At 70.6% G+C, this 15,096-nt stretch carries 15 protein-coding genes and 1 pseudogene; 3 read left to right on the top strand and 13 right to left on the bottom strand.

The genetic code is table 11. From position 1 onward, the window contains the following. Positions 1–7 precede the first annotated feature (7 nt). The 4 genes and pseudogenes from IE325_RS30295 to IE325_RS30305 all read right to left on the bottom strand — a co-directional run bounded on the left by IE325_RS30295 (position 8) and on the right by IE325_RS30305 (position 3,545). The gene (locus IE325_RS30295; RefSeq protein ID WP_190073280.1) at positions 8–871 is read right to left on the bottom strand and encodes an Fpg/Nei family DNA glycosylase; all 864 of its coding nucleotides are present in this window, start codon (positions 869–871) and stop codon (positions 8–10) included. A gap of 24 nt (positions 872–895) precedes the next feature. After that, a complete protein-coding gene (locus IE325_RS30300; protein ID WP_190073281.1) occupies positions 896–2,971 on the bottom strand; it encodes a SpoIIE family protein phosphatase in 2,076 nt (691 codons plus the stop codon). An 88-nt stretch (positions 2,972–3,059) separates the two neighbouring features. Then, positions 3,060–3,194 (bottom strand): annotated as a pseudogene (locus tag IE325_RS47115) (DUF6777 domain-containing protein); the annotation flags it as partial. Positions 3,195–3,314: 120 nt separating this feature from the next. Next, positions 3,315–3,545, bottom strand: coding sequence for a hypothetical protein (locus tag IE325_RS30305; protein WP_190073282.1), 231 nt, complete (start codon positions 3,543–3,545; stop codon positions 3,315–3,317). A gap of 83 nt (positions 3,546–3,628) precedes the next feature. Between IE325_RS30305 and IE325_RS30310 the strand changes: the two genes are divergently transcribed. Both IE325_RS30310 and IE325_RS30315 read left to right on the top strand, forming a co-directional pair. Continuing rightward, the gene (locus IE325_RS30310; protein ID WP_190073283.1) at positions 3,629–5,050 is read left to right on the top strand and encodes a lipase maturation factor family protein; all 1,422 of its coding nucleotides are present in this window, start codon (positions 3,629–3,631) and stop codon (positions 5,048–5,050) included. A gap of 114 nt (positions 5,051–5,164) precedes the next feature. Beyond that, complete coding sequence (locus IE325_RS30315) at positions 5,165–5,482, top strand: cupin domain-containing protein (protein ID WP_229912118.1); 318 nt, start codon at positions 5,165–5,167, stop codon at positions 5,480–5,482. On the opposite strand, the gene IE325_RS30320 is transcribed toward IE325_RS30315, so the two are convergent. Genes IE325_RS30320 through IE325_RS30355 form a run of 8 tightly spaced genes read right to left on the bottom strand, consistent with a single transcriptional unit; the run spans position 5,454 to position 13,316 of the window. Then, positions 5,454–6,317 (bottom strand): amidohydrolase family protein, encoded by an 864-nt coding sequence (locus IE325_RS30320; RefSeq protein WP_190073285.1) that lies wholly within the window; start codon positions 6,315–6,317, stop codon positions 5,454–5,456. The genes IE325_RS30315 and IE325_RS30320 overlap by 29 nt on opposite strands. Continuing rightward, positions 6,302–6,616 carry an L-rhamnose mutarotase gene (locus IE325_RS30325; RefSeq protein WP_190073286.1) on the bottom strand — a complete coding sequence of 105 codons (315 nt, stop codon included), beginning with the start codon at positions 6,614–6,616 and terminating at the stop codon, positions 6,302–6,304. The genes IE325_RS30320 and IE325_RS30325 overlap by 16 nt, the downstream gene beginning before the upstream one ends. Further along, positions 6,616–7,587, bottom strand: a complete 972-nt coding sequence (locus tag IE325_RS30330; RefSeq protein ID WP_190073287.1) for an aldo/keto reductase — start codon at positions 7,585–7,587, stop codon at positions 6,616–6,618. Before IE325_RS30330 ends, IE325_RS30325 begins: the two co-directional genes overlap by 1 nt. Beyond that, positions 7,584–8,339 (bottom strand): SDR family NAD(P)-dependent oxidoreductase, encoded by a 756-nt coding sequence (locus IE325_RS30335; protein ID WP_190073288.1) that lies wholly within the window; start codon positions 8,337–8,339, stop codon positions 7,584–7,586. Before IE325_RS30335 ends, IE325_RS30330 begins: the two co-directional genes overlap by 4 nt. Continuing rightward, entirely contained in the window at positions 8,336–9,682 is a 1,347-nt protein-coding gene (locus IE325_RS30340; protein WP_190073289.1) for an L-fuconate dehydratase, read from the bottom strand. The genes IE325_RS30335 and IE325_RS30340 overlap by 4 nt, the downstream gene beginning before the upstream one ends. Before the next feature lie 31 nt (positions 9,683–9,713). Beyond that, on the bottom strand, positions 9,714–10,739 hold the full coding sequence (locus tag IE325_RS30345) for an ABC transporter permease (RefSeq protein WP_190073290.1): 1,026 nt from the start codon (positions 10,737–10,739) through the stop codon (positions 9,714–9,716). Then, positions 10,732–12,234 (bottom strand): sugar ABC transporter ATP-binding protein, encoded by a 1,503-nt coding sequence (locus tag IE325_RS30350; RefSeq protein ID WP_190073291.1) that lies wholly within the window; start codon positions 12,232–12,234, stop codon positions 10,732–10,734. Before IE325_RS30350 ends, IE325_RS30345 begins: the two co-directional genes overlap by 8 nt. Positions 12,235–12,242: 8 nt before the next feature. Further along, positions 12,243–13,316, bottom strand: a complete 1,074-nt coding sequence (locus IE325_RS30355; RefSeq protein WP_190073292.1) for a sugar ABC transporter substrate-binding protein — start codon at positions 13,314–13,316, stop codon at positions 12,243–12,245. 183 nt (positions 13,317–13,499) lie between these two features. Between IE325_RS30355 and IE325_RS30360 the strand changes: the two genes are divergently transcribed. Beyond that, on the top strand, positions 13,500–14,201 hold the full coding sequence (locus IE325_RS30360) for a FadR/GntR family transcriptional regulator (protein WP_190073354.1): 702 nt from the start codon (positions 13,500–13,502) through the stop codon (positions 14,199–14,201). Positions 14,202–14,209: 8 nt separating this feature from the next. On the opposite strand, the gene IE325_RS30365 is transcribed toward IE325_RS30360, so the two are convergent. Further along, a complete protein-coding gene (locus IE325_RS30365) occupies positions 14,210–15,025 on the bottom strand; it encodes an N-acetylmuramoyl-L-alanine amidase (RefSeq protein ID WP_190073293.1) in 816 nt (271 codons plus the stop codon). Positions 15,026–15,096: the final 71 nt, after the last annotated feature.

Raw genomic sequence — 15,096 nt, forward strand, 5'->3', positions numbered from 1 at the left:
CACCGGACTACTTCAGCAACCTCGACATGCGCCGGTCCGCCAGTGGCTTCCCGCCCGTCTGGCAGGTCGGGCAGTACTGGAGCGAGGAGTCGCTGAAGGAGACCTCGCGGATGGTGTCGCCGCAGACCGGGCAGGGCTCGCCGGTGCGGCCGTGGACGCGCAGGCCGCTCTTCTTCTCGGACTTCAGCCGGCCGGCCGCGACCCCGCGCGAACGCTCGACCGCCTCGGTGAGGGTCGTGCGCAGTGCCTCGTACAGCCGCGTGGTGTCCTCGGCGGTCAGGGACGACGCCAGCTTGAAGGGGGACATCTTCGCGGCGTGCAGGATCTCGTCGCTGTAGGCGTTGCCGACCCCGGCGATCAGGCTCTGGTCGCGCAGGGCCCCCTTGATCTGGCGGCGCTCGTCCTTCAGCAGGGCGGCGAGACGGGCCTCGTCGAAGCCGTCGGCGAGGGGGTCGGGGCCGAGCCGGGCGACGCCCGGTACCTGCTGCGGGTCGGCGACGACATACACCGCGAGCCGCTTCTGCGTGCCCGCCTCCGTCAGGTCGAAGCCCGCGCCGGTCTCCAGGGCGACGCGCAGGGCGAGGGGTCCCTTGCCGGGGCGGGGCATGCCGCTGGGCAGCTGGTCCTTCCAGTGGAGCCAGCCGGCGCGGGCGAGGTGGGTCACCAGATGCGGGCCGGCGTCGGTCTCCAGGTCCAGGAACTTGCCGTGGCGGTGCACGGCGGTGACCTCATGCCCCTCGATGGCGGTGACCGGCGGGTCGTACGTCTTGAGCACGCTGATCGCGACCGGCAGCACGCGGACGACCTCATGTCCGACCAGGTTCTCGGTGAGGAAGTCCTTGAGCGCTTCGACCTCGGGGAGTTCCGGCATACGTCCAGCTTGCCATCCGGGCGGTCAGGGCCGCTCCGGCGCCAGGAACTCGCACCACACGGCCTTGCCGCCGCCCCGCGCCTCCACGCCCCACACGTCCGTGAGCAGGTCGACCAGGAGCAGACCCCGCCCCGAGACGCCCGACTCCCCCGCCTCGCGGCGCCGGGGCAGGGCGCTGGAGGAGTCCTCGACCTCGACGCGCAGCCTGCGTTCGGAGCCGGCGAGGACCCGCAGGGTCACCACGGCCGAGCCCTCGGTGTGCATCAGGGCGTTGGTGATCAGCTCGTCGGCGACCAGCTCGACCTCGTCGGCCCGGTCGGCCGCGCCCCACGCGCGTACCGCGGCGCGGATCATGTGCCGGGCCGCGGTGAGGGCCTCGGGGTCGCCGGGGGCGACATGCTGCTGGAGGCGGCCGCCGGCCTGCGGGGCGTCCAGGACGCGGCGGCGCAGCAGGAGCAGGGCCACGTCGTCGTCGCCGCCGCGTTCCTCGGCGACGTCGATGAGGCGGTCCGCGAGGTCCCGTACGTCGTCGGGGCCGGTGGCGATGAGCGCGGTGAGGGTCTGCATGCCGTCGTCCAGGTCGGCGCCGGGCTGTTCGACCAGGCCGTCGGTGCACAGCAGCAGGGTGTGGTCGGAGTCGAGCTCGATGGTGCCGACGGGGTATTCGAGCCGCCCGAACTCGGCGGACAGGCCCAGCGGCAGCCCGCCTTCGACGGTGATACGGCGGCAGGCACCGCCTGGTTCGCGGATCAGGGGGTCGATATGGCCCGCCCGCACCACCTGCACGACCCCGGTGGACAGATCGGCCTCGGCGTACAGGCAGGTCGCGAAGCGGTCGGTGTCCAGCTCGTGCAGGAACACCGAGGCACGGGCCATCACCGTGGCCGGGGTGTGTCCTTCGGCGGCGTAGGCGCGCAGGACGATGCGCAGCTGGCCCATGACGGCGGCGGCGTGCGTGTCGTGGCCCTGGACGTCGCCGATGACGGCGCCGACGCGGCCGCCCGGCAGCGGGATCAGGTCGTACCAGTCGCCCCCGATGTCCCGGCCGAGGGAGGCGGAGCGGTAGCGGACGGCGACGTCGGCGCCGGGCACGCTGGGGATGGTGCGGGGCAGCATGGCCTGCTGGAGGCCGGTGGCGAGGTCTTTCTCCTGCTCGTAGAACATGGCCCGCTGCAGGCTCTGCGCGATGCTGCTGCCGAGGGCGACGAGTACGTTGCGGTCCTCGGTGGAGAAGCCGCGCCGGTCGCTGTAGAGCAGGCCGATGGCGCCGATGGGCCGGGCCTGGGCGATCAGTGGCATATAGGCGGCGGCGGTGATGTTCAGGTCGGTGATGTGCGGCCAGAGGACGGGGTAGCGCTCCGCGAACTCCTCCGGCGATTCGATGAAGCGCGGGCTGAGGGTCCGCACGACCTCGCTCATCGGGTACTGCTCGTCTATCCGGGTGACCAGGGTCCCGGGCACGAAGCTGCCCGCGGGGCCCTCCGCGACCAGCCGGATGCGGCCGGCCTCGACCAGGCCCATGACGAGGCTGGTGGCGCCGAGGTGGGTCAGGCCATGGGTGTCCTTGAGGACGTCGATGACGTCCTGGATGGTGCGGGCGTGGGCGAGGGCGGCCGTGGTGAGCTGGACGACGTTGGTCTGCTGGCGGCGGGCCTCGTCGTCGGCGGCCTGCTCGCGCCGCTCCTCGATCTCGGCGAGCTCTTCGGTGGCGTCCCGGACGATGCCGATGATGCGGCGCGGGCGGCCCGTCTCGTCGCGGCGGATGTAGCCCTGGGTGTGGGTCCAGCGCAGGGTGCCGTCGCGGCAGCGGATGCGGAAGTAGACGCCGTAGTTCTCGCTGCCGTCCTTCATCGCCTTGGAGACCAGGCCGTCCAGCCGGTAGGCCTCCGGCGGCGGGACCCGGATCGCCAGGGTCGCGGGGTTGCCGTCGTATTCGTCGGGGCGCAGGTCGAAGACCTCGTGGGCCTGGGCGTCCATATGGAAGACACCGTTGTCCAGGTCCCAGTCGAAGCTGCCCATCTGGTTGAGCGCCAGGATCGGGTCCGGGTGGGCGGGCCAGTCGTCCGGGAGTGACAGGGCGCTCGCTCCCCGATCAACCATGGAGCCACCTTGCCAGGATTCGCCGGATTCTTCGACCGGTGCGACGGGCCGTGCTGCGCGGACCGCCCGCTCCGCACGCCGGTGCCGGTCAGCCGTCGAAGACGTCTGTGGGGCTGCCGAAGATGCGGACGCGGGGCACTCCGTGCCGGTCGACGAGGACGGTGGTGCCTGCCTGGAGGACGGACTGGTGGCCGGTCCCTGTTCCATCGCGGTACCCGTGGTTGGTGACCCGGGCCCGGGTCGGGTCGGATCGGAGGCCAGTGCGTCGATCTGCCGCTGAACGTCACAACTCTCCGCCCCGACCGCGGCCTGCGGGCGACCGCCGTCGACTGGGCCGCGGCATTCACGGTGGAGTCCATGAGGGGATCCGGTCCTCGGGCCGCCGCCGGCTGGAGGTGGCCCTCCCGCACGTCGCCGTACCCTCGTCGCCGTGACCGCCGCACCCGGCGTCGAGCAGCGCCGCCTGGAGCACGCAGGCCGTGACGACGGCAGGGACGGGTGTCCGCGCCAGGTCCCGCACGACGTCCTCCCGCAGCTCCTCGGGAATACCGTCACCATTGTCTGCTTCACTCACTTGGGTTACGCAAGCGGAGAGGTGGTATACGGAGAGTCACATGGGTCGAGTGGCGCGACAATGAGGAAAGGAGGCGTACGGCCGTGGACTGGTTCGTCGCACCGGACTACTGGACGAGCCGGCTGGTCTTCCAGCGGGCTCTGGCCGGCGTGTACCTCGTCGCGTTCCTGACGGCGGCTCTGCAGTTCCGGGCGCTGATGGGCGAGCGGGGCATGCTGCCCGTGCCGCGCTTCGTGGCGCAGGTGCGCTTCAGGGCGGCCCCGAGCGTGTTCCAACTGCACTACTCGGACCGGTTCTTCGCGCTCTGCGCCTGGGCGGGCTGCGCGGTGTCGGCCGCGCTGCTGGCCGGGCTGGACTCCATGGTGCCGCTGTGGGGCGCGATGCTGCTGTGGCTGGTCCCGTGGGCGCTGTATCTGTCGATCGTGAACGTCGGCCAGACCTGGTACTCGTTCGGCTGGGAGTCGTTGCTCCTGGAGGTCGGCTTCCTCGCCGTGTTCCTCGGCAACGACGAGGTGGCGCCGCCGGTCGTGGTGCTGTTCCTGCTGCGCTGGATCCTGTTCCGCGTCGAGTTCGGCGCGGGCCTGATCAAGATGCGGGGCGACGAGTGCTGGCGGAAGCTCACCTGCCTGGACCACCATCACGAGACCCAGCCGATGCCGGGCCCGCTGAGCTGGTTCTTCCACCACCTTCCGAAGCCCCTGCACCGGGTCGAGGTGGCCGCCAACCACTTCACCCAACTCGTCGTGCCCATCCTCCTCTTCACCCCGCAGCCGATCGCGTCGGCCGCCGCCGCCCTGATGATCGTGACCCAGTTGTGGCTGGTCCTGTCGGGCAATTTCTCCTGGCTGAACTGGATCACCATCGTGCTGGCCCTGTCGGCGCTGCGGTTCCCGAGTGATCCACCGCGCGTGTCCGACGCCCCGCTGTGGTTCGAGGTCGTGGTCCTCGCGGTCGCCGCGCTGCTCGTGTTCCTCAGCTACCGCCCGGTCGCCAACATGATCTCCCGCCGCCAGGTCATGAACCGCTCCTTCGACCCGCTCCATCTGGTCAACACCTACGGCGCCTTCGGCAGCGTCTCCAGGACCCGGTACGAGGTGGTGGTCGAGGGGACCGCCGACGACGTGCCGCGCGAGGAGTCGGACTGGCGGGAGTACGAGTTCAAGGGCAAGCCGGGCGATCCGCGGCGCTGGCCACGCCAGTTCGCGCCGTATCACCTGCGCCTGGACTGGCTGATGTGGTTCGCGGCGCTGTCGCCCGCCTACGCCGGCCCCTGGTTCGGCGCCCTGGTGGAACGGCTCCTGGAGAACGACCGCGACACCCTGAAGCTGCTGCGCCGCTCGCCCTTCCCCCCGGACGAGCCGCCGCGCTTCGTACGCGCCCGGCTCTTCCGCTACCGGTACACGACGTGGCGTGAGCTGCGGGAGACGGGGGCGTGCTGGGAGCGGGTGTATGTGCGGGAGTATCTGCCGCCCACGCGGTTGGCGGGGGTGGCTCAAAGGTCATGAGGTTCAGAGATACAGAGGTTCAGAGGTTCAGAGGGAGTCGTCATGGACGGTCAGCGGGATCAGGTCAGGGTCGTCACGCCCCGTGACCGAAGGCCGGGGCCCCCTACTCCGGGGATGGACCGGCAGGAGGCGTTCGCCACCCGGGGAACATGGTCGGGACACGTCCGCACCGAGCCCGGCATGGTCTCGGGCTGGCATCACCACGGTGACTGGGAATCGGTGATCTACGTCCTCACCGGCGCGCTGCGCATGGAGTTCGGCCCTGACGGTGCGAGCACGGTGGAGGCCGGTCCCGGCGACTTCATCCATGTCCCCAAGGGCGCCGTGCACCGAGAGAGCAACCCTTCGGCCGAGCCCGCCGACATCATCGTCGTGCGAGCCGGTACCGGAGGTGAATCGACCTTCAATGTCGATGGGCCGGAGCAGGGTTGAGACCGTAGACGCGTGTGGCCGTGCCCGCGAAGAGCTGGGCGCGGTCGGCCGGATCAGTCAACTCCCCTGCCGTGGCGAGCACTTGGCCGTACGTCGCGGCAAGCGTGCACACCGGCCAGTCCGAGCCGAACATCAACCGGCCCGGGCCGAAGGCGTCCAGGACGACGTCGGCGTACGGGCGCAGATCGTCGACCGTCCAGGAGCCCGGGTCGGCCTCGGTGACCATGCCGGAGAGCTTGCAGACGGTGTTGGAGAGAGCGGCGAGTGAGCGCACGGCGGTTTCCCAGGGTTCCCGCTCACCGGAGGCGATGGGCGGTTTGCCCAGGTGGTCGAGGACGAAGGTGAGGTCGGGGTGGTCGGCGGCGGCCTTGACGCAGGCCGGCAGCTGGTGCGGCAGCACGACCAGGTCGTAGACCAGCCCGGCGTCCGCGACGGCCGCGAGCCCGCGCCGTACGTCCGCCCGCAGCAGCCACTCCGGGTCGGGCTCGCCCTGCACCTGGTGGCGGATGCCCTTGAGGTACCGCCCGCCGGGCAGCTCCCGCAGCCGGGCCAGTTCGTCGGCGATGTCGGGGCGGGTGAGGTCGGTCCAGCCGACGACACCGGCGATCAGTTCGTGTTCCTCGGCCAGGGCGAGGAACTCCGGGGTCTCCTCCGGCACGGTGATCGTCTGGACGAGGATCGTGCGGTCGACTCCGGCCGCGCGGGCCTCGATTTCGAGGTCGGCGACGGTGAAGTCCCGTCGGATCGGGCTGTGTTCGGGGATCCAGTCCTGGTCCCGCACCGACAGGTCCCAGACGTGGTGATGGGCGTCGACGACACTCACGGCAGCTCCCATACGACGGGGAGGCCCGCGTCCGCACCCTCACCGGAGTAGTCGTGCACCACGTCGAGCAGCTCGGCCATCCGGGCCTGCCAGGCCACGTTGACCGGGAGTTTCTCCAGCTCGGCGAGGAGACGGCCGTAGTCCTCGCACTCCAGGACGTGGAAGAGATCGGTGCCGCTGCGCCAGATCGTCCAGGAGGTCGCCCCGGCGGCACGGATGGCATCCGTGAGCTCGACCGGCACCTCCCGATGGGCGGCCTCGTACTCGGCGACGCGGTCCGCGCGGACCTTGGTGTGCAGGGCGACTCTCATCACGACTCCTTGCCGGAGGACAGCAGGCCGGACTCCAGCAGCTCCCCCCAGAACGCCATCGGCACCTCTGTCGCGAACTGCTCAGCACAGTCCCGGACTTCGTCGGCCGACCGGGCGCCCACGAGGACACTCGCGACGGCCGGGTGCGCGGCGCAGAAGGCGAGGGCGGCGGCCCGCAGGGTGATGCCGTGCCGTTCGGCGAGGGACTTCATGCGCAGGGCGCGGTCCAGCAACTCCTGCGGCGCGCGGCTGTAGTTGTACGTCGCGTCCGGCCTCGGATCGGCCAGGAGACCGGAGTTGAAGGCGCCGCCGACGACGACGGAGGTGTGGCACTCGTCCGCCACCGGCAGCAGATCGTCGAGCGCGCTCTGGTCGAGCAGCGTGTAGCGGCCGGCGCACAGCACCACGTCGACGTCGGTGTCCATGGCGAAGCGGGTGAGCATCTCGGCCTGGTTCATCCCAGCGCCGATCGCACCGACCACGCCCTCGGAGCGCAGCTTCTCCAGCGCCGGATAGCCCTCGGCGAAGGCCTGTTCGGCGTGGTCGTCGGGGTCGTGGAGGTAGACGACGTCGACGCGGTCGAGGCCGAGGCGCTCCAGGCTCGCCTCCAGGCTGCGCCGTACACCGTCCGCGCTGAAGTCCCAGACGCGGCGGTGGTCGGCGGGGACGGCGAAGCCGTTGGCCAGGTCGTCGCCGGTCGCGTCCGGCACCGGCTCCAGGCGGCGGCCGACCTTCGTGGAGATCGTGTACTCGTCGCGCGGGTACTGCCGCAGCGCCTCGCCGAGGCGCCGTTCGGACAGGCCGAGGCCGTAGTGCGGGGCGGTGTCGAAGTAGCGGATGCCCTGCTGCCAGGCCATGTCCACCGCCTCGTACGACTGCTGGTCGCCGACCTCGGTGTAGAGGTTGCCGATGGCGGCGCCGCCGAAGGACAGCGGGCTGACCTCGACGTCGGTGCTGCCGAGCCGGTTCACTGGGCGACCGGCCTGAGGCGCAGGCCCTGCATACCGCCGTCGACGGCGAGGGCGGTGCCGGTGGTGGCGCCGGAGAGCGGGCTCGCGAGGTAGGCGACGGCGCCCGCGACCTCGGCGGCGGACACGAGTCGGCCGGTGGGCTGGCGGGCCTCAAGGGCGGCGCGTTCGGCGGCCGGGTCGGGAGCCTTGGACAGCAGTCGGCCGACCCAGGGGGTGTCGACCGTGCCGGGGTTGACGCAGTTGACGCGGATGCCCTCGCGGACGTGGTCGGCGGCCATGGCGAGGGTGAGCGAGTACACGGCGCCCTTGGTCGCGCTGTACAGCGCCCGCTGCGGGAGCCCCGCAGTCGCGGCGATGGAGCAGGTGTTGACGATGGCCGCGTGCGAGGACTCCCGAAGATGGGGCAGCGCGGCCCGTGCGACCCGCACCATGCCGATGACATTGACGTCCATGACCCGGTGCCACTCGGCGTCGTCGTTGTCCTCGACCGTGCCCTCGGCGCCGATCCCGGCGTTGTTGACCACGACGTCCAGTCCGCCGAGCTCGGCGACGGCGGCGGCCACGGCCTCGCGCACCGAGGTGTCGTCGGTGACGTCGGCGCGGAAGGCGAGCAGCGGCTTGTCGACGGAGGACGGGTCCAGGTCGAGTACGGCGACCTGGGCGCCGCGTGCGGCGAGGAGTTCGGCCGTGGCCCGGCCGATGCCGGAGGCGCCTCCCGTCACCAGCGCCTTGAGACCGTCGAAGTCGCTCATGCCGCGTGCCCCTTCTCTGCGGTGGCCTTGAGGTCGGCGGCCCAGAAGGCGCCGTCCGGGAACGTGTACCGCGCGATCGACTCGGGCCGCATGGCCGCCGAGAAGCCCGGCGCGGTGGGTGCCATGTAGTGACCTTCCCTGATCACCACCGGATCGACGAAGTGGTCGTGCAGATGGTCGACGTACTCGATGACCCGGTCCTCGGTGGTGCCGGTGACGGCGACGTAGTCGAACATCGACAGGTGCTGGACGAGTTCGCACAGTCCGACACCGCCCGCGTGCGGGCAGACCGGGACGCCGAACTTGGCGGCGAGCAGCAGGATGGCGAGGTTCTCGTTGACGCCGCCGACGCGGGCCGCGTCGATCTGGACGATGTCGAGGGCGCCGGCCTGGAGGAGTTGCTTGAAGACGACCCGGTTCTGTACGTGCTCGCCGGTGGCGACCTTGACCGGGGCGACGGCCTCGCGGATGGCGGCGTGGCCGAGGACGTCGTCGGGGCTGGTGGGCTCTTCGATCCAGTACGGGTCGAACTCCGCGAGGGCCTTGGTCCAGCGGATGGCCTCGGCCACGTCCCAGCGCTGGTTGGCGTCGATCGCCATGCGGATGTCCGGCCCGACGACCGAACGGGCGACGCGGCAGCGCCGTACGTCGTCCTCCAGGTCGGCGCCGACCTTCAGCTTGATCTGCCGGAAGCCGTCGGCGACGGCCTCGGCGGCGAGGCGGGTGAGCTTCTCGTCGTCGTAGCCGAGCCAGCCGGCGGAGGTGGTGTAGGCGGGGTAGCCGCGCTCAAGGAGCCGTGCGACGCGCTCCTGCGCGCCTTCGCGCCCCCGGTGCAGAAGGGCCAGCGCCTCCTCGGGCGTGAGGGCGTCGGTGAGGTACCGGAAGTCGATCTGACGGACGATCCACTCCGGGTCGGCGTCGGCGAGCAGCCGCCACAGGGGTTTGTCCGCCCGCTTGGCGGCGATGTCCCACACGGCGTTCATGACCGCGCCGATGGCCATGTGCATCACGCCCTTCTCGGGGCCGAGCCAGCGCAGCTGGCTGTCGCCGATCAGGTCGCGGTTGAGGGTCCCCGGGTCGGCGCACAGCTCCTCGACGGACCGGCCCACGACATGGCCGCGCAGCGCCTCGATCGCGGCGACCTGGATCTCGTTGCCCCGCCCGATGGTGAAGGTGAACCCGTGCCCCTCGTGCCCGTCCGCCGCGTCGGTGCGCAGCACGAGGTACGCGGCCGAGTAGTCGGGGTCCGGGTTCATCGCGTCGGAGCCGTCGAGCTCGCGCGAGGTGGGGAAGCGGATGTCGAAGGTGTCGACCGCGGTGATGCGGGCGGGCGTCGAGGACACGGAGTGCCTTTCGGTCGAGGGCAGGGGACGGTCAGTCCTGGGCGCGGCCCGTCGTGACACGGGCGATCATGAGGGCGATCAGGATGATGCCGCCGTAGATGGCCTGGATCCAGAAGGACGGGACCTGGGCGAGGGTGAGCAGGTTCTGGACGACGCCCAGGAGGAGTACGCCGGTCAGGGCGCCGAACATGGTGCCCCGGCCGCCGTCCAGGCTGATGCCGCCGATCACTGCCGCCGCGAACACGGTGAAGATCATGTTGTTGCCCTGGTTGGCGCTGATCGCGCCGACATAGCCCGTCTGGATGATGCCGCCGACGGCCGCGAGGGTGCCCGCCACGATGAACACGCCGAGCATCACGCGCTCGACCCGGATGCCGGCCGCGCGGGCCGCGTCCGCGTTGCCGCCGATGGCGTACAGGGCGCGCCCGATGCGGTGGTACCTGAGCACGAACCCGGCGATCGCGAAGGCCGCCGCCGCGAGCCACACCGACATCGGGACGCCGATGAAGGTGGTGGTGGCGAGGGAGTAGAAGCTGTCGGGCATCCCGAACAGCGTCTTGCCCTTGGTCGCGCCGACCAGCAGTCCGCGCAGCACGATCAGCATCGCGAGGGTCACGATGAACGCGTTGAGCTTGAACTTCACGACGAGGATGCCGTTGAAGGCACCGACGGCCGCGCCCACGACCAGGATCGCCAGCAGGGACAATACGGCGGGGAGTTCGGTGCCCCAGCCGGACTGCGCGGCGGGCAGAACCAGGAGCGCCCCCACCGCGGGCGCGATGCCGACGACCGATTCCAGCGACAGGTCGAACTTGCCGGTGATCAGGACCAGCGACTCGGCCAGCACGACCATCGCCAGCGCGGCGGACGCGCCGAGGATCGAGATCAGGTTCCGCTCGGTGAGGAACGAGTCGTTGACCACCGCGCCCAGCACCATGAGCAGCAACAGGGCGGGGACCAGGGCGAGTTCGCGGGCGCGGCGGAGCAGGACCGTCCTGGCGGCACGGGCGTCCGGCACCTTCACGGGCAGGGCCGGTGGGGCCTTGGTGTCAGCCATGGTGGTCCACTCCTTCGATGGAGGCGATCAGCTCGTGGTCGCGCCAGCCCGCCGGGTGCTCGGCGACGACACGGCCGTGGAACAGGACGAGGACGCGGTCGCAGCGGCGCAGGTCGTCGAGTTCGTCGGAGACGACCAGTACGGCGATGCCGTCCTCACGGGCGCTGTCCACGCGGGCCAGCAGGGACTCCTTGGACTTCACGTCGACCCCGGCCGTGGGGTTGATCAGCACCAGGAGCCGGGGTTCGGAGGCGAGGGCGCGGGCCATGACGACCTTCTGCGCGTTGCCGCCGGACAGGTCGGAGACGGGCTGGTCGGGGCCCTCGGTGTGGATGTCGAGTCGCTCGATCAACGCCGTCGCGAAGCCACGCTTGCGTTCGGTGCCGACGAAGCCGAAGCGGCCCAGCCGGTCCAGGACGCTCATGGTGGCGTTGTCGCCGATGCTCATACCGGAGACCAGGCCCTGGTCGTGCCGGTCGCGGGGCACGCAGGCCACGCCCGCTTTCAGAGCCGCCTGCACATCCCCGAACGGCAGCCGCGCACCGCCCAGTTGAGCGGTCCCGCCGGTCGGGGTGTGCAGTCCCGCGAAGGACTCGGCGAGTTCCACCTTGCCGCTGCCGCTGATCCCGGCGAGCCCGACGACCTCGCCGCTGCGGACGGTGAGGTCGATGTCCTGGTACGCCGGTGAGGTGAGCCCGCGTGCTTCCAGCAGCACGGGGGCGTCATGGTCGACGTCCCTCGGGTCCACGGCCTGCTCGGCGATGGCCTCAAGGGACTCCCCCGCCATGGCCTCCACCAGGGCCCGGCGCGGGAGTTCGGCGACCGGGGCGGTGGTGATCCAGCGGGCGTCACGCAGGACGGTGACGGTCTGGCAGACCTCGTACACCTCCTGGAGGTGGTGCGAGATGAACAGGAAGGTGACACCGGAGTCCTGGAGCGTCCGCATCCGCGTGAACAGCCGCTCGATCTCCCGCTTGTCGAGCTGTGCGGTGGGCTCGTCGAGGATGATGAAGCGGGCGCCGAAGCTCAACGCCCGGGCGATCTCCACCATTTGGCGGTCCTCGACCTTGAGTTCGGAGGTGCGGGCCTCGGGGTCGACGTGCACGTCCCAGGTGGCGAGGAGGTCGGCGGCCTCGGTCCGCAGCTTGCGCCAGCTGATGAAGCCGCGTTGGAGCGGCTGCCGGTTGATGTACAGGTTCTCGGCGACCGTCAGCTCGGGGACGACAGTGGGCTTCTGGTAGACGCAGGCCACCTTGCGACGCCAGGCGTCACGGTCGGCCAGCGGGGGCGCGGGCTCGCCGTCGAAGCGGACCTCGCCCTCGTCGGCGGCCTGGAGCCCGGTGAGGATCTGGACCAGGGTCGACTTGCCGGCGCCGTTCCGGCCGACGAGGGCGTGCGACTCGCCGGGCAGGACGGTGAGCCGTCCGTCGGCGAGGGCGGTGGTGGGGCCGTAGCGCTTGACGATGTCCCGCGCCTCAACGAGTGGCGTGATCACGGACGTACTCATTTGACCGTGTTGCCCCAGAGCTTGGGGTCGTCGACGTTGTCCTTGGTGACCAGCGGGGCGGGCAGCTGGTCCTCCAGGATGCCGCTGGGCAGCTTGACGATCGTGGAGTCGTGGTCGGTCGGGCCGGGCTTGAAGGTCTTCCCCTCCATCGCCGCCTTGATGTAGTACATGCCGTACTTGGCGTACAGGTCGGCGGGCTGGGAGACGGTCGCGTCGATCTCGCCCTTGCGGATGGCGTCGTACTCCTGCGGGATGCCGTCGTTGGAGACGATCGTGATGTGCCCGTCCTGCCCGGCCTTCTTCAGCATGCCCTTGGACTTCAGGGTCTGGATGGTCGGCGCGAGGTAGACGCCGCCGGCCTGCATGTAGATGCCCTTGATGTCGGGGTTGGCGTTCAGGAGGGTGTCCAGCTTGGAGGCCGCGGTGTCGGACTCCCACTTGGCGGGGATCTCCAGGACCTTCAGCTTGGGGAAGTTCTTCTTCACACAGGCCCGGAACGCCTCGGAGCGGTCACGGCCGTTGACGGACGCCAGATCGCCCATGATCTGCACGACCTTGCCGGAGGGGATCTGCTCGCCGAGGTACTGGCAGGCCTTCTCGCCGTACGCCACGTTGTTGGCGCGCACCACCATCGCGACCTTGCCCTTGTCGGGCGCCACGTCCACGGCGACGACCGGCACGCCCTTGCGCTCGGCCTGGTCCAGGCCCGCCTCGATGGCGGCGCTGTCCAGCGGGGCCACGATCAGGCCCTTGACGCTCTGGTTGAGCTGGTTGTTGATGTCGGTGATCTGCTGGGAGGGGTCGCTGTTGGAGTTGACCGTCTTGAGCGCGTCGACCCCTTCGGAGTCGGCCATCTTCGGCACATAGTCGTTGTACGACTGCCAGAACGGCGAGGTCAGCAGGGGCAGGATCACCCCGACCTTGCCGGTCCCGCCACCGCCTCCGGTACCGGAGGCGCCGGTGTCCTTGGTGCTGCCGCAGGCGGCGAGCACCAGCGAGGCGCCGACGGCCAGGGCCATCGCGCCGACGATCCTTGACCTGTTCTGCTTCCGCGCTGTTCTGCCGGGCATCTGGCGGCTCCTCATTGAGCGGGTTCGAGCACTTGGTTCGAGCAGATGCCCGCATATTTATCAGACCACTTCCGGGGAACAACACCCTCCGGTGGCAGATTTTCCGGTGTCGAGACCGTATTGGTCGGACCACCTCGCTGGTTAGACTGCGGCGGCACCGGTGACAGGAGGAATGGCGTGAACGTGGACGAGACAGCCCCTCAGAAGGGCACCGTGACGCAGCGCGCCATCGAGCGGATCAAGGCGATGATCGCCGAGGGCCGCCTTGAGCCGGGCCAGCGGCTGCCGACCGAGCGGGATCTGGCGGCGCAGCTCGGGATCTCCCGCAGCTCGATGCGCGAGGCGATCCGCGCGCTGACGGTGCTGGGCGTGCTGGAGGCCCGGCACGGTTCGGGTATCTTCGTCACCCAGCTGGAGGCGGGCGATCTGCTGGAGACGTTCGGTGTGGTCGCCGATCTGTCCCGGGGCCCGCGTCTGGTGGAGCTCCTGGAGGTGCGGCGCATCCTGGAGTCGACGGCGACCGCGCTGGCGGCGGCGCGGATCACGCCGGACCAGCTGGCGGAGGTCGAGAAGCACCTCACCGCGATGAACGCCACGGAGGACCCGGAGGAGATCCTCGCCCACGACCTGGCCTTCCATCGCGAGATCGCGGCCGCCGCCGGCAACGACACCATGGCCGCGATCCTGGAGGGCCTGTCCTCACGCACCTTCCGCGCCCGAGTCTGGCGCGGCTACCAGGAGGAGGGCGCCTTCACCCGCACCCGCCGCGAACACGCCGCGATCCACCGCGCCCTGGTGGCCCGCGATCCGGAGGCGGCACGGGCCGCGGCGGCGGCGCATGTGGGCGAGGTGGAGGAGTGGCTGCGGGCGCAGATCGGCGGCTGACAGTGGTGCTACGGCCGTACGTCGAAGTCGTGGGCGTCGCCGAGCCGCTCAAGTGACGTCTGCCCAGGAATGCCATTGGCGTCGTCGCCGCTGAATCCGCAGCGCCGCTGCCAGGCGGCGTACGCCGCGACGGTCGTCGTGCCGAAGTGGCCGTCGGCGAGCTCCGCCGCGAGGAGCCCCTCCGAGACGAGCGCCTTCTCCACGGTCTTCACCCCGGAGTACGACACGGGCGTGCCCGCCTCGGCCGGATCACGCCGGGCCGCGGCGATCACCTTCGACACATCGACCACCCGCCGCGGCCCCGGAACAGTCGTGGAGCCACCGGGCCGCGGAGCGCCCTTCTCGACCCACGCGTACAGATGCTTGCCCGGGCATTCCGTCGCGAAGCCGTCCCGGTGCCCCTTGATCTCCTGCCCGGCGCCATGGCGGCGCAGCAGTTCGATGCCGTCGCGGATCGCGCGCAGCATCGCCTCCGTCGGCTTGGTCAGCCCCTCGTCGCCGACGAGGCCGACGATCGCGTAGTGCGCGCGGTTGAGCGGCTGGTTGCCGTTGGCGCCGGTGCGTTTGCCGAGGCCGCGACCCTCCAGGAGGTGACCGTGCGGGCAGGCGCCGTAGTTGTAGGCGATGTCGGAGTAGTTCTCCTCCTTGTTCGCCAGATGGGATGCCCGCATCGCCTTCCATTCGGCGATGCAGAGGTCGTGGTCGTCGAGGAGCTTGACGCTCACCTTCGTGCCTTCGTAGTGGACCTTCACGCCCTTGGCCGAGGCCTGCGCGGGTGCGGCGGACGCGGGCCAGCCGAGCTGGGCGCGGGTGACGAGCTTCATGAGTGCCTCCGGGACGCGAAGGGGACGCCAGCATCCTTGAGTGTGCAAGTCATTGGCGTCCCCTCGCAGGA

Origin of the sequence: Streptomyces lanatus (genome assembly GCF_014655715.1) — a bacterium.
GTDB lineage: Bacteria > Actinomycetota > Actinomycetes > Streptomycetales > Streptomycetaceae > Streptomyces > Streptomyces lanatus.

Bases quoted from the DNA above. Each gene is read 5' to 3' on its own strand.
- IE325_RS30295 (WP_190073280.1), bottom strand. From the start codon at position 871: ATGCCGGAACTCCCCGAGGTCGAAGCGCTCAAGGACTTCCTCACCGAG.
- IE325_RS30300 (WP_190073281.1), bottom strand. From the start codon at position 2,971: ATGGTTGATCGGGGAGCGAGCGCCCTGTCACTCCCGGACGACTGGCCC.
- IE325_RS30315 (WP_229912118.1), top strand. From the start codon at position 5,165: ATGGACCGGCAGGAGGCGTTCGCCACCCGGGGAACATGGTCGGGACAC.
- IE325_RS30320 (WP_190073285.1), bottom strand. From the start codon at position 6,317: ATGGGAGCTGCCGTGAGTGTCGTCGACGCCCATCACCACGTCTGGGAC.
- IE325_RS30325 (WP_190073286.1), bottom strand. From the start codon at position 6,616: ATGAGAGTCGCCCTGCACACCAAGGTCCGCGCGGACCGCGTCGCCGAG.
- IE325_RS30335 (WP_190073288.1), bottom strand. From the start codon at position 8,339: ATGAGCGACTTCGACGGTCTCAAGGCGCTGGTGACGGGAGGCGCCTCC.
- IE325_RS30345 (WP_190073290.1), bottom strand. From the start codon at position 10,739: ATGGCTGACACCAAGGCCCCACCGGCCCTGCCCGTGAAGGTGCCGGAC.
- IE325_RS30355 (WP_190073292.1), bottom strand. From the start codon at position 13,316: ATGCCCGGCAGAACAGCGCGGAAGCAGAACAGGTCAAGGATCGTCGGC.
- IE325_RS30365 (WP_190073293.1), bottom strand. From the start codon at position 15,025: ATGAAGCTCGTCACCCGCGCCCAGCTCGGCTGGCCCGCGTCCGCCGCA.